Origin of the sequence: Actinokineospora alba (genome assembly GCF_004362515.1) — a bacterium.
GTDB classification, from domain to species: Bacteria; Actinomycetota; Actinomycetes; order Mycobacteriales; family Pseudonocardiaceae; genus Actinokineospora; species Actinokineospora alba.
In genome coordinates this window covers 694,489-707,797 of the sequence record NZ_SNXU01000001.1, presented here as the reverse complement: position 1 = coordinate 707,797, position 13,309 = coordinate 694,489, and the positions used below count along the sequence as shown (strand labels likewise).

Annotated in this window: 8 protein-coding genes; 1 reads left to right on the top strand and 7 read right to left on the bottom strand. The window is 69.1% G+C overall.

What is annotated here, in order from left to right:
- The first annotated feature begins 19 nt into the window (after positions 1 to 19).
- Positions 20 to 1,012, top strand: coding sequence for an aldo/keto reductase (locus tag C8E96_RS03205; RefSeq protein WP_091381695.1), 993 nt, complete (start codon positions 20 to 22; stop codon positions 1,010 to 1,012).
- Here the strand turns inward: C8E96_RS03205 and C8E96_RS03200 are convergent, their stop codons facing one another.
- The 7 genes from C8E96_RS03200 to C8E96_RS03165 form a co-directional block, all read right to left on the bottom strand.
- Complete coding sequence (locus tag C8E96_RS03200) at positions 1,013 to 1,192, bottom strand: DUF6104 family protein (RefSeq protein WP_091381697.1); 180 nt, start codon at positions 1,190 to 1,192, stop codon at positions 1,013 to 1,015.
- A 69-nt stretch (positions 1,193 to 1,261) separates the two neighbouring features.
- A complete protein-coding gene (locus C8E96_RS03195) occupies positions 1,262 to 4,966 on the bottom strand; it encodes a multifunctional oxoglutarate decarboxylase/oxoglutarate dehydrogenase thiamine pyrophosphate-binding subunit/dihydrolipoyllysine-residue succinyltransferase subunit (RefSeq protein ID WP_091381699.1) in 3,705 nt (1,234 codons plus the stop codon).
- A 190-nt stretch (positions 4,967 to 5,156) separates the two neighbouring features.
- Positions 5,157 to 8,906: an ABC transporter ATP-binding protein gene (locus C8E96_RS03190; protein ID WP_091381701.1), complete on the bottom strand. Its 3,750-nt coding sequence runs from the start codon at positions 8,904 to 8,906 to the stop codon at positions 5,157 to 5,159.
- A 68-nt stretch (positions 8,907 to 8,974) separates the two neighbouring features.
- Positions 8,975 to 9,880 (bottom strand): ABC transporter permease subunit, encoded by a 906-nt coding sequence (locus tag C8E96_RS03185; RefSeq protein WP_091381703.1) that lies wholly within the window; start codon positions 9,878 to 9,880, stop codon positions 8,975 to 8,977.
- Positions 9,880 to 11,064 carry an ATP-binding cassette domain-containing protein gene (locus C8E96_RS03180; RefSeq protein WP_091381704.1) on the bottom strand — a complete coding sequence of 395 codons (1,185 nt, stop codon included), beginning with the start codon at positions 11,062 to 11,064 and terminating at the stop codon, positions 9,880 to 9,882. Before C8E96_RS03180 ends, C8E96_RS03185 begins: the two co-directional genes overlap by 1 nt.
- Before the next feature lie 501 nt (positions 11,065 to 11,565).
- Positions 11,566 to 11,763 carry a hypothetical protein gene (locus tag C8E96_RS03170; protein WP_091381708.1) on the bottom strand — a complete coding sequence of 66 codons (198 nt, stop codon included), beginning with the start codon at positions 11,761 to 11,763 and terminating at the stop codon, positions 11,566 to 11,568.
- Between the two features lie 344 nt (positions 11,764 to 12,107).
- Positions 12,108 to 13,217: a helix-turn-helix domain-containing protein gene (locus tag C8E96_RS03165; RefSeq protein ID WP_228770171.1), complete on the bottom strand. Its 1,110-nt coding sequence runs from the start codon at positions 13,215 to 13,217 to the stop codon at positions 12,108 to 12,110.
- Positions 13,218 to 13,309 lie beyond the last annotated feature (92 nt).

Here is a 13,309-nt window from a genome sequence, read left to right as displayed (position 1 = left end):
CGGGCGTAGGTTGGCTGTCATGGAGTACACCCACCTCGGCCGCAGCGGCCTGTCCGTGTCCCGGCTCGTCCTGGGGACGATGAACTTCGGTCCCGAGACGACCGAACCCGACAGCCACGCGATCATGGACCGCGCGCACGAGCACGGCATCAACTTCTTCGACACCGCCAACGTCTACGGCTGGAAGAAGGGCGAAGGCGTCACCGAGCAGATCATCGGCCGGTGGTTCGCCCAAGGCGGTGGCAGGCGGGAGAAGACCGTGCTCGCCACCAAGCTCTACGGCAGCATGAGCGACTGGCCCAACGACACCTTCCTGTCCGCGCACAACATCCGCCGGGCGGCGGACGCGTCGCTGCGGCGGCTGCAGACCGACTACATCGACCTCTACCAGATGCACCACGTCGACCGGCGCACGCCGTGGGAGGAGATCTGGGAGGCGTTCTCGGTTCTGCGGCAGCAGGGCAAGGTCCTGTACTTCGGCTCCTCGAACTTCGCGGGCTGGCACCTCGCCCAGGCACAGGAGGCCGCGCGCGAGCGGCACTTCCTCGGGTTGGTCAGCGAGCAGTCGATCTACAACCTGCTGACCCGCTGGATCGAGCTCGAAGTCCTTCCCGCCGCCAAGCACTACGGGCTCGGTGTCATCCCGTGGTCGCCGCTGCACGGCGGTCTGCTCGGCGGCGTGCTGCGCAAGCAGGCCGACGGGACGGCGTCGCGAGGGTTGTCCGGGCGGTCCGGGGAAGCGCTGGAGAAGCACCGTGAGGCGATCGAGGGCTACGAGAAGCTCTGCGCCGAGATCGGCGCCGACCCCGCGCATGTCGGTCTCGCCTGGTTGCTGCACCAGGAGGGTGTCACCGCGCCCATCATCGGCCCGCGCACGCTGGAACAGCTCGACGGCAGCCTCACCGCGCTCGACCTCAAGCTCGACGCCGACACGCTGACCCGTCTTGACGAGCTGTTCCCCGCCCCCGGCCCCAACGGCGCGAAGCCCGCACCCGAGGCCTACGCCTGGTAGTCAGTCGTCGATTTCATCGTCGTCGCGGGCCAGGAAGGTGGCCAGGCGCTCGATGGGGGTTTCGAAGTCGGGGTTGGCGTCGACGAACGCGCGCAGGCGGTCGGCCAGCCACGCGAAGCTGACTTCCTCGTCGCCGCGTCGCTCTTCCAGTTCTTCGATACCGCGGTCGGTGAAGTACACGTGCTACTCCTGTGGAAATGGCGGAGCCGCCGGTCCGTGAGGTCCGGCGGCTCCGCGAGGGTCTGACTCCTACGCGAACGCCTTCTCGATCAGCGCCCGCTGCTCGAGCTCGTGCACCTTGCTCGACCCCGCCGACGGCGCCGACATCGGCCGACGCGAGACGCGGGTGAGCTTGGTGACGTGCTCTGGCAGCTCCTCCGGCAGGTTGAGGCCGTAGAACGGCCACGAACCCTGGTTGGCGGGCTCCTCCTGCACCCAACGCACGTCCTTCGCGTTGGGGTAGCGCTCGAAGATCGCCTTGAGATGCTTGAGCGGCATCGGGTAGAGCTGCTCGACGCGGACGATGGCGGTGTCCGTGGCGGCCAGCTTCTCCTTCTCCGCGGCCAGCTCGTAGTAGAGCTTGCCGGAGACGAACAGCAGCTTCGTGACGCCCGCCGGGTCCGGCTGGGTCGGGTCGTCGATGACCGTCTCGAACCGGGTGCCCTCGAGGAAGTCCTCGACAGCGCTGGTCGCGGCCTTGTTGCGCAGCATGGACTTCGGCGTGAACACCACCAGCGGACGCTGCACACCGTCGAGGGCGTGGCGGCGCAGCAGGTGGAAGTAGTTCGCCGGGGTCGACGGCACCGACACGGTCATCGAGCCCTCGGCGCACAGCTGCAGCCAGCGCTCGATGCGGCCCGAGGTGTGGTCGGGACCCTGACCTTCATGCCCGTGCGGGAGCAGCATGATCACATCGGAGCGCTGGCCCCACTTCGCCTCGCTGGAGGCGATGTACTCGTCGATGACCGACTGCGCGCCGTTGACGAAGTCGCCGAACTGCGCCTCCCACAGCACCAGGGCCTCGGGGTTGGCCACCGAGTAGCCGTACTCGAAGCCCAGCGCCGCGTACTCGGACAGCGCCGAGTCGTAGACCATGAACTTGCCCTGGTCCTCGGACAGGTTCTGCAGCGGCAGGTACTCGCGGCCGGTCTTGCGGTCGATGATCGCCGCGTGCCGCTGGGTGAACGTGCCACGACGCGAGTCCTGGCCCGCCAGGCGGACCGTGCGGCCCTCGAGGTTGAGCGAGCCGAACGCCAGCAGCTCGCCGAACGCCCAGTCGATGCCACCCTCGCGGGCCATCTTGGCGCGGCGGTCGAGCACCGGCTTGACCCGCGGGTGCGGGCTGAAGCCCTCGGGCAGCTCGACGTGCGCGTCGGCGATGCGTTCGAGCACCGAGGCGGGCACACCAGTCGCCAGCTTGGCCGGGACCTGCTGCTCGGACTCCACCGACGGGCTGGCCACGATCGGGTGCTTCTCCAGCTCGCGCACCTCGTTGAAGACGTGCTCCAACTGGCTGGAGAAGTCGCGCAGCGCCTTCTCGGCCTCCTCGACGGAGATGTCGCCGCGGCCGATGAGCGCCTCGGTGTAGCCCTTACGCACACTGCGCTTGGTGTCGATGATGTCGTACATGCCGGGCTGGGTCATCGAGGGGTCGTCGCCCTCGTTGTGCCCGCGGCGGCGGTAGCAGACCAGGTCGATCACGACGTCCTTGTTGAACGTCTGGCGGTAGTCCATCGCCAGCCGCGCGACCCAGTAGCAGGCCTCCGGGTCGTCGCCGTTCACGTGGAACACCGGCGCCTGGATCATCTTCGCCACGTCGGTCGCGTACTGGCTCGACCGCGAGTGCTCCGGGGCGGTGGTGAAGCCGACCTGGTTGTTGATGATCACGTGCACGGTGCCGCCGGTGCGGTAGCCGCGCAGCAGCGCCAGGTTCAGCGTCTCGGCCACCACGCCCTGTCCGGCGAACGCGGCGTCGCCGTGCAGCGCGATCGGCAGCACGGAGAAGCCGTCGCCCTTGTCGCCCTTGTCGAGCAGGTCCTGCTTCGCGCGGACGATGCCCTCGAGGACGGGGTCGACGGTCTCCAGGTGCGACGGGTTGGCGGTCAGCGACACCTTGGTCTCGCCGTCGCCGAACATCCGGAAGTACTTGCCCTCGGCGCCGAGGTGGTACTTCACGTCGCCGGAGCCGTGCGCCTGACCCGGGTCGAGGTTGCCCTCGAACTCCTGGAAGATCTGCGAGATCGGCTTGCCGACGATGTTGGCCAGCACGTTGAGGCGGCCGCGGTGCGGCATGCCGATGACGACCTCGTCGAGCTCGAACTCGGCGGCCTTGTCGAGGACCGTGTCGAGCAGCGGGATGACCGACTCGCCGCCCTCGAGCGAGAACCGCTTCTGCCCGACGTACTTGGTCTGCAGGAACGTCTCGAACGCCTCGGCCGCGTTCAGCTTCGACAGCACGTACTTCTGCACCGCCGCGGCGGGCTTCTCGTGCGCGACCTCGACGCGGTCCTGGATCCAGCGGCGCTCGGTCGGGTCGAGGATGTAGGTGTACTCCACGCCGACGGTGCGGCAGTACGAGTCGCGCAGCACGCCGAGGACGTCGCGCAGCTTCATCCGCTCCTTGCCCGCGAAGCCGCCGACCGGGAACTCCCGGTCGAGGTCCCACAACGTCAGCCCATGCGAGCGGACGTCGAGGTCCTCGTGCTTGCGCTGGCGGTAGTTCAGCGGGTCCGTGTCGGCCATCAGGTGGCCGCGGGTGCGGTAGGCGTCGATCAGGCCGATCACCCGGGCGGTCTTGTCGACCGGGCCCTCGGCGAGGTCGGAGGTCCACCGGATCGGCTCGTACGGGATCCGCAGCGACGTGAAGATGTCGTCGTAGAAGCCGTCCTCACCGAGGAGCAGCTTGTGGATCCGGCCGAGGAACTCGCCGGACTCCGCGCCCTGGATGATGCGGTGGTCGTAGGTGGAGGTCAGCGTGATGATCTTGCTGATGCCCATCTCGACCAGCGTGGTCTCGCTGGCGCCCTGGAACGGGGCCGGGTACTCCATCGCGCCGACGCCCAGGATCGTGCCCTGGCCGACCGACAGCCGCGGCACCGAGTGGTTGGTGCCGATGCCGCCGGGGTTGGTCAGCGAGATCGTGGTGCCCGCGAAGTCGTCCGCGGTCAGCGCGCCGTTGCGGGCCTTGCGGATCAGATCCTCGTAGGCCTGCCAGAACTGCTGGAAGGTCATGCCCTCGCAGCCCTTGATGGCGGCGACGACGAGGTTGCGCGAACCGTCCTTGCCCGGCAGGTCGATCGCCAGGCCCAGGTTCACGTGCTCCGGCGTGACGGCGAAGGCCTTGTTGTCGGCCTCGGCGTAGTGCCGGTTCATGTTCGGGTACGCCTCGAGCGCGCGAACCATCGCGTAGCCGATGAGGTGGGTGAAGGAGACCTTCCCACCGCGGGTCCGCTTGAGGTGGTTGTTGATCACGATGCGGTTGTCCGCGAGAAGCTTCGCGGGCACCGCGCGCACGCTGGTCGCGGTCGGCAGCGACAGCGACGCGTTCATGTTCTTCGCGATCGCGGCGGCGGCTCCGCGCAGCGGCTTGCGTTCCTCACCCTCGACCGCGGGCACCTGGGGCTTGGCGGGCGCCGGGGCGGGCGCGGGCTTCTTCGGCGCGGCGGCCGCCTGCCCGTTGCCCGACGCCGGGGGCGCGGTCTTGGCGGGTGGCTGCTTGGCGGGCGGGGTGGCGGCGGGAGCGGTGGCCGTGGCGGTCGCCGTCCCGGTGTCACTCCCCGCGCTCTTCGCCGTCGCGGCGCTTTGGGTCGCTGCTCGCGGTGTGGGCTTGTAGTCGGCGAAGAAGTCGTGCCACGCGGGGTCTACGGAAGACGGGTCCGCGAGGAACTGCTCATACATCTCTTCGACGAGCCACTCGTTCGCACCGAACTGTGACGCGGGACTACTGCTGGACACGGCTGGCTCTCGCCTCTATCCATCTCGATCTCTTAGTAATGGCCATTCCCCGTCAGGCTAGTCCCCCGGTCAGGGCGTGTGTTAATCAAGTGGACCCGGGTGAGCCACCTCATGCGTAGCGTTCGGCACTGTATCGATTGAGCCCGGATGTTCTCACTGCTCGTGGCCCGGCCCGGTGAGGTTTCGGGCCTCATCGGGGCGCCGTTTCGGGCAGCTCGGAGCGTTGTCCGGCGTGCTCCGGTGATCCGTAGCGCCAGAGGCGCGCGTAGTGCCCGTCCGCCGCCAGCAGCTCGTCGTGGGTGCCTTGCTCGACCACCCGGCCCGCCTCCATCACGACGATGGTGTCGGCCCGGGCCGCGGTGGCTAATCGGTGCGCCACGACGAACGTGGTGCGGCTGCTCGTGACCCGGTCGCTCGCGGCGACCACCGCGGCCTCGGTCGCGGGGTCGAGAGCGGCGGTCGCCTCGTCGAGCAGCAGGATGTCGGGATCGGTGAGATCGGCCCTCGCCAGGGCGATGAGCTGGCGCTGGCCCGCGGACAGGCCCTGCCCCCGCTCGCCGACCTGCTGGCGGAACCCGTCGGCGAGACCGGCGACCATCGGCAGCGCGCCGACCGCGCGGACGGCGGCCTCGACCTTGGCGGGCGGCGCGTCCGGGTCGCCATAGGCGACGTTGCGCGCGATGTCGCCGCTGAACAGGTGGGCCTCCTGGGGAACCACGCCCAGCCGCTGCCGGTAGACGGCGAGGTCGTAGGCGCGCAGATCGGTCCCGTCGGCGAGGACAGCGCCCTCGGTCGGGTCGTAGAACCGGGCGATCAGCTTGACGACCGTCGACTTGCCCGCGCCGGTCGCACCGACCAGGGCGACGGTCTGCCCAGGCTCGGCGCGCAGCGACACGTCCTCGACGGCCGGTGTCTCCGTGCCCGGGTAGCGGAACGTCACCCCGCGCAGCTCGACCGCGCCGCTCAGGTGGGCCGGGACGGGCACCGGCTCGGCGGGCGGCTCGACGCTGCTCGGCGTGCGCAGCAGGTCGGAGATCCGGTGCAGGCCGATCCGGGCCTGCTGGTAGCCGTCGAAGATGCCGGAGAGCTGCTGCACCGGGGCGAAGAACAGGCCCAGGTACAGCAGGAACGCCAGCAGCACACCGGGAGTGAGGTCGCCCGCCGCGACCCGGTGGGCACCCGCGACCAGCACCGCGGCCTGCGCGAAGCCGGAAAGCATGGCGACGAACGGGAAGTACGTCGCGATGTAGCGCTGGGCGCGCAGCCTGCTGCGCCGGTAGGCGTCGCTGCGCTCGGCGAAGCGCTCGGCGGCCTGGCCCTCCCGCGTGTACGCCTGGGAGACCCGCAGCCCGGTCACGTTCTCCTGCATGTCCGCGTTGACCGCGCTGACCCGCTCGCGCGCCTCGGCGTAGGCCGCCGACGACAGCCGCTGGAAGATGATCGTCGCGACCGCGAGCACCGGCAGTATCGCCAACGCGACCAGGGCCAGCGAGAAGTCGGTGACGAGCAGCGCGACCGTGATGGCCGCGACGGTCAGCACGCTCGCCGCCGCCGTCGTGACGCCGGTCTGCAGGAACGTCGACAGCGCGTCGACGTCGGTCGTCATCCTGGTCATGATCCGGCCCCCCAGCTCGCGCTCGTAGTAGTCGAGGCCGAGCCGCTGCAGGTGGGCGTAGCTGCGCACGCGCAGCAGGTAGAGGAGGCGTTCGCCCACGCGCGCGGTGAGGATCGTCGTCGCCGCGGTGTTGATCCACATGACGCCGACCAGGACGGCGGAGATGCCGGTCGCCACCCACAGTGCCCCCGAGGTGCCGGTCAGGATGCCGGAGTCGATGCCGTGGCGCACCAACGCCGGCATGGCCATGCCGGTCAACGCGTCGGCGATCACCAGGGCCGCCACGACCGCGAGGGACCACCGGACCGGCGTCAGCAGGCGGCGCAGCCGGAAGCCCGGATCGGGCGCGGTCGGGTCCTCCCCGGGCAGGTCGGGTTGTTCGAGCGCGGGCGGGAGCGCCTCGACCCGGGCGAGGAGCTCCGGCGTCGGTGGGAGCGCGGCCGCCGCGTCGCCGGAGTCCCCGCCCATGCGTCGGGAGACCCGCGGCGCGGGTTCCGCCGTCGCGGGGTCCGGTTCGGTCGGGGCGGGCCAGAGCGACTCGGTGATCCCGTCGGGGCCGGGAACCAGGTCTTCGTCCCGACCGCGGGTCGGGTCTTCGATCACGTCGCCGGGACCGGCCAGCAGCGACCGGTACAGCTCGCACCGCCCGGACAGCTCCGCGTGCGTGCCGACGTCGACCACCCGGCCCCGGTCGAGGACGGCGATGCGGTCGGCCAGGCTCAGTGTCGAGCGGCGGTGGGCGATGAGCAGGGTCGTGCGGTCGGCGGTGACCTCGCGCAGCGTGTCGTGGATGGCCGACTCCGTCGCCGCGTCCACCGCCGACGTCGCGTCGTCGAGCACCAGCACCCGCGGGTCGGAGAGCAAAGCGCGGGCAAGGGCGACCCGCTGCCGCTGGCCACCAGACAGCGTCAGGCCGCGTTCGCCGACCACCGTGTCGTAGCCCTGGGGGAGCGCCTCGATGAACTCGTGCGCCTGCGCGGCTTTCGCCGCCGCCCGGATGTCGTCCTCGGTCGCGTCCGCGCGCCCGTAGGCGATGTTCGCGCGCACGGAGTCGGAGAACAGGAACGCCTCCTCGAACACCACACCGACCGTGCCGCGCAGAGACGCCAGCCGCAGATCACGGATGTCGACGCCGCCGACCTTGATCGACCCCGCGTGCACGTCATAGAACCTGGGCAGCAGCAACGACACCGTCGACTTGCCCGAGCCCGCCGTGCCGACCAGGGCGAGCGTCTCACCGGGGGAGACCCGCAGCGACACCCCGTCGAGCACGGGATCGCTTCGCGTGTAGCCGAAGGTGACGCCCTCGAGCCGAACGTCGACCGGCCCCTCCGGCACGTCGGCGGCGTCGGGCTTGTCGGTGACGTCGGGCTGGGAGTCGATGAGCTCGTACACCCGCTCCACGCCCGCCCGGGCCAGCTGCGCGTTGATCAGCAGGCCGGACAGGAACCTTGTGGGGCCGACCAGATTCGCCACATACGTGGTGAACGCGAGGAAAGTGCCCAGCGTGACCTGGCCGTCGAGCGCCATCCAGCCGCCCAGCGCGAGCACCGCCACCTGGCCCGCCGACGGCATCGCGATCAACGTCGCGGCCGGTCGCGACGTCAGCGCCGCCGCCCGCATCCGCTCGGCGAACAGGGACCGGGCGGACTTCTCCAACCGGGAGATCTCGCGGAACTCCTGGCCGAACCCCTTGACCACGCGGACGCCAGTGACCGTCTCCTCGACGTGCTGCGCGAGATCGGCGGCGCGCTGCTGGGCCGACCACGTCGCCGGGAACAGCGTGAGCCTGCTGCGCATCGCCACGAACGCGACCGCCGGGGTGACCACCAAGGCGACGACGGTCAGCAACGGTGAGAGCCACAACATGGCGGCCAGGGCCATGAACGCGAACACGACGGTGCCGATCGAGAGCGGCACCATCATCAGCAGGCCCTGGACGAGCTGCAGGTCGGTGATCGACCGCGACACCACCTGCCCGGTGCGCATCGCGTCCTGCTTGCCGCCATCGAGCCGCTGCACCGCGCCGAACACCGCCTGGCGCAGGTCGTGCTGGACGTCCAAAGCCAGGCGCCCGCCCAGGTACCGGCGCAGGAACGCGCTGCCGAAGGTCAACAACTCCATGGCGACCAGCGCGACCACCAGCCAGACGAGGCGCTCGGTCGTGCCCGCGATGGCGTCGTCGACGACGAACTTGACCAAGAGCGGACCAGCCGCCTGGAAACCGACACCGATCACCGACGCGACGACCGACAACACCACCAGGCGGCGGTGTCGCCAGCACGCGGCGGTCAGTCTGCGAATCCAGCCAGGGTTGTGGGGCACCCCGCCAGATTAGGCGCGGGCCGCTCACCGATGGGGTGAACGGCCCGCTCCTGTGGACAACTAGGGGATCAGGTGATGTCGCGCGTCTGGTTGCGCCACATCCCGGTGCCGAAGAACAGGGCCGTCCAGGCGAAGAACACCAGGGTGCTCAGCCACAGCGACAGCGCGCCAGGGGCGCCCGCCACCGCGCGGATGGCCTGGTCGAAGGTCTCCCGCCGGTCCTCGGTGACCATTTCGCCGCCCAGGTTGAGGACCAGGGCCTGGATCTGCTCGAACAACAGCGCGCTCGCGGTCGAGCCGGTCATGCCGTTGGCGGAGCCGTTCGGCAGGAAACCGGGCAGGTTCGAGCCATCGGTGGCGGAGAAGAGCACGAACTCGCCGAACGGGCCGATGACGAGCGCGTAGACCAGCAGGATCACGATCGCACCCACCGGCGACCCGATGAGCGCGCCGACCCCGAGACCGAACAGCGTCCACAGGGTGCACATGATCACGCCCGCGAGGAGCACCAGGAACCACTGCTTGCCGTCGGGCAGGTGGTTGCTGTCCGACCCGAGCAGCGCGCCGAAGGAGACCGCGACGGCGATGACGAGCCCGTAGATCGCACCCCACACCGTGTAGACGATCGCCTTGGCGGTGAGCACACCGGGACGGGTGGACGCGGTCAGGAACGTGGTCGTGATCGTGCGGCGGTGCAACTCGCTGGCCAGGCCGAGCGCGCCGAACAGCATCGGGAAGATCGACGCGATGTTCATCGCGCGGGCCAGCGCGATCACCGACCAGGACACCTCGTTGATCGGGATGTCGAACTGCTGGATGACGTCTTCGCGCGACAGGTCGTTGGCGATCTCCGTGGTCAGCGCGGCGCCGCCGAGCGCCCAGCCGCCCGCCACCAGGAACGCGGGGATCATCATCGCCCACCACAGCTTGGTGGTCAGGATCTTGCGGAACTCCGCCTTGATCATGTTGCCCATCAGGCGTCGCCTCCCTGTCCGGTCGAGTCCTGCTGCGGCGCGGGCGTCGGATCCGACGCGGGCGGCTGATACGGCGAGGACTCCTGGACCGGTGGCTGGTACGGCTGCTCATAGCCCTGCGGCGGCGGCTGATACGCCTGCTGCTGGTAGGGCTGCTGCTGATATGCCTGCTGCGGCGGCTGCTGGTATTGCTGCTGCTGGTACGGGTTCTGCTGCTGGTAGGCCTGCGCGGGAAGCGCGTAACCACCTTGCTGAGGCGGCTGCGCGTAACCCGGCGCCGAGTACTGGCCGCTGGTCAGCCGGAAGAACAGCTGCTCCAGGTCGACCTTCTCCTCCTGCATGCCATACGTCGCGACACCGGCCTTGGCCGCCACATCGCCGATCTGCTGGATCGTGGCGTCGGTGACCGCTACCCGGCCGTCCGGCATGGGCTGGATGCCGGTGATCCCCGCCGCCTGCAACGCGCTGACGAACGCGGACGCGTCCGCGGGCTGCACAAGCACCCGCGACTGCTGCGACCGGCGCAGATCGTCGAGCATGCCGTAGAAGACGGTCTGGCCGCGGCTGATGATCACCACCTGGTCGATGGTCTGCTCGACCTCGGCCAACAGGTGGCTGGAGATCAGCACGGTCCGGCCGGACGCGGCGAACGTGCGCAGGAACGTGCGCAGCCAGGCGATGCCCTCCGGGTCGAGCCCGTTCGCGGGCTCGTCGAGCACCAACACCTGCGGGTCGCCCAGCAGCGCGGTGGCCAACGCCAGCCGCTGCTTCATACCCAGCGAGAACCCACCTGCCGCCCGATGCGCCGCACCACCCAACCCGACGAGCTGCACCACCTCATGAGCGCGCTGATCAGGCAACCCCATCGCCGCGGCATAAACCCGCAGATGGTTGAGCGCCGACCGCGTGGGGTGGAACCCCTGCGCCTCGAGCACCGCGCCGACAACCCGACCAGGGTTGCCCAACCGCTCGAACGGCTGCCCGTTGATCGTCGAGTGGCCCGCCGTCGGCCGCACAAGGCCGAGCAACATCCGAAGAGTCGTCGTCTTGCCCGCGCCGTTCGGCCCGAGGAAGCCGGTGACCGACCCCGGCTCCACATGGAAACTCAGGTTCTGCACCGCGGCGACCTGACCGAAGTTCTTGGTCAAGTTCTGCACCACGATGCGACCGCTACCGTCCTGCACAGGGCCCCTCCTGCTCGCCAGGCTGTCGTGGCGGCCATCTTGCCCCATGACGACTACACGGCGTCGCGACACGGGAAGACTGGTGCCCTTGTTCACCCAGCGTGACGGACGATCAGCGGTGGCGAATCACCGGGATCTCCGTGGTCACCTCGACGGAAGACTCCGGCGGAACCACCCGACCCGGCTTCCCGAACGGATTGCGCAACGGCTTCGTGCGCTCACGGTGCGGAACACCCTCACCGATCAAATGCTCATGAGCCATCTTCCACACCTGACACGGCCACCGCCTGCCCCGAAACCCGCCCCACCCCGGCGGACAAGCCTGACACCGCTGATCAGCCCCCTGCTGATGCACCGTGAGCAACAACCGCCACCCATCGGCCAACCGAGTGATCTCGCTGCGCGCCAACGGAAGCAACGTATCCGCGTCAGCATTGCCCGCGGCCTCGTCCAGCAGCGCCAACCGCCGCAACACGGCCTCACGCAACGGATCGCCCGCCATCAGGCCCGAACTTCGTCCGCGCGGCCCGCGGCCTGATCCAACACCAGGCCCAACGACCGCGTCTGCTGCGCCGACAACACAGCCGAAGCACCCGGCGGCGGCACCAACACGACACGGTCATCCTCGACCAACACCGTCAACGCCCGATCCCTGCCGAACGGGTCATGGCAACCGACGTACCACCGGGGCTCAGTCACAGAGGGAACATCGGTCCCACAGGGGGAACTCACTACCCCTACCGGGGGTATTCACCCGAATGTGCGCTGGTCGTGAACAGTTCACCGGAACGTACCCACTGTCCGTGGACAAATATTCACAACTCGCCTGCCCCCCGATGCGGCGCTCAAGACCGAATATGCCTAAGCTATAGATGGCGGCCCGCTCCCAGTGACCCCCAGGCTGGTTGAGCGGGCCGCCCTCAAATCCGCGTCCACATGCTCGCGGAGAGCGCTCGCCTGGGATTCTCGTCCGCTTGAACCGGGGGGCGACCCCCCGGACCCCCAGGCGACACGCCCATTGGTTACACACTCGTTACGGCCGGTCAGGCGATCTGTATGACCTCGCGGATGCGACTGTCCAGGCGTGCGGAGTTGATTCCGGCGCTGACCTTCCGGGCGCGGTTCAACGTGGAGCGTGCCGCATCCAGTTCTCCGGCTCGTGCGTAGGACTCGGCCAGCCACGACAGGTACAGCGCCACTTCTCGAACGTGCTCGGCTTCGTAGGTGTCGATCGCGCCGGAGAGCAGGGGTTCGGCGGCGGTGGGGTTGTTGAGTTCGATTAGGCAGCGTCCGGCCATGACGTCGATCTCGGCGCGGTTCATCCAGTACACCCAGTGTGGTTCGGCGATGGCTGTGGATCGGCGCTCGTATGTGTCGTCTACGAGATCCAACGTCCTTCGTGCCGCCTTGTGGTCTCGCGAGCGGGCTTCGGCCCACGCGACGCGCTCCAGTAGCAGGGTGCGCACGACAGGGGTTGCGTGTTCGGCTCCCTTGGCTGCCGACCGGGCGAGTAGGGCCGCGTCTGCGGGATTGCCCACGTTGGCCATTTGGTAGCTCAGCGACGACAGCAGTTGTCCGGCTAGTGCGCGGTCCCCGGCATCGCGCGCGGCGGACACGCCGGTGAGGTAGGCGTGCTCGGCTTCGAGGTGCCGTCCGGCGTCGCTGGCGACCCATCCGGCGAGCTGGGACAGCTCGCCGACAACTGTGAGAAGCCGTCGACCGGTGCCCTCTGTGTATGCACCGTCCTTGGCGACGCGTTGCGCGCCGCTAAGTTCCTTGCGTACCAAGGGGAACAGGTCTGTTCCGCCGATGAAGTCGTCCAGTAGCCGCAGCTCGATCACGCGGGCCTCAAGTGCCGCGACAAGGCTCGATCCCACGCGACGTCCAGACGCCGAATGCGTCTGGACGGGCGTGTCCGACACCAGCCATTCATGAGCTGTTCGCAGCGGGTCGCCCTGTGGGCCTAGCAAGGCGTCCACCGGCACGTTCAAGGCGCGTGAGTATGCGGTGACGTGCTCGGGCTTGACCGTGCGTTTCCCGGTCTCCAGCAGCCCAAGCAGGGGCTTGGAGTAGTGGGTTCTTGTGGCCATGGCGGACAGGCTCACAGCGGCGGCTTGGCGTGCGGCGCGGAGCAGTGAACCGAGATCGCTCACCGTTGCCCCCTCTTGTTGTAGACGCCTGTAGACCCGTGAGCCCTTCCCACTACGGGCTGCGATCACAAGGCTACTCGTAGGGGAATCGGACT